Here is a 797-nt window from a genome sequence, read left to right as displayed (position 1 = left end):
CTGCCAAACGTATCGAATTTATTTTCTTTAATATCTTCAATATAAGCCCAGGCAGCCATGTATTGAACATGCTTGCCTATATTAGCAGTAAGCCTTACCAGGGGCATATTAGCAGCATAATCTGAAAGTAATAAGGAACGATATCCATCACCAATAAACATCTTATCCTCGCCTAAGGTAACATTTAGTTTCTTAGTTATATTATAAGATAGGATAGCTGTAACGTACGACCAATCTGCTGTGTTTTTTTTTATACCGTGATAGTTTCTTAAGTATGCTTGTCCTGGTATAAATTGATTTTCATTAACCAAAGCATTATAATAACCAGGAAACTTAGCCTGATCTTCAAAAGCACTGGCATAAAATGAAAATTTAGTGCCAATGGTGCCACCAAACTGGTAGCCCCTGGTATTTAAATTTGTATTGTATTTTGCGGTAAAGTCTCTACCGGCTTGCAGGTCCAGTATAACATCTCCGTAAAAAGTATAGTCGGGCTTTTTAACATCAAACAGGTGTTCATTAAATATTTTACGTTCAAGCCAGCTCTTACGATCACTGCTTACGCCCACATTCATTACCGAATCATAAGTATGCTGAATTAAACTATCAATCAAAAACGGGCGCAACGAAGTATGAAATGCGCTTTTTGTTGAATAAATATCGGCATTGAACTTTTGATAAAGCTGGTAAGAGTTAGGCAAATAAGTAGATTGGGCCATGCTCAATTGCACCGAGAACAGGACGATCCCGGCCAACAAAAATGTTTTTCTGAAAGTAAAGAAGTAGAGTTTTTGCAT

Annotated in this window: 1 pseudogene; it reads right to left on the bottom strand. The window is 36.8% G+C overall.

Annotated features, from left to right (window positions below):
* Positions 1–797: pseudogene (locus tag AC1DPZ_RS28340) on the bottom strand (gliding motility protein RemB); the annotation flags it as partial.

This window comes from Mucilaginibacter sp. P4_G9 (genome assembly GCF_056400985.1).
This window is presented reverse-complemented; position numbering and strand designations above follow the sequence as displayed.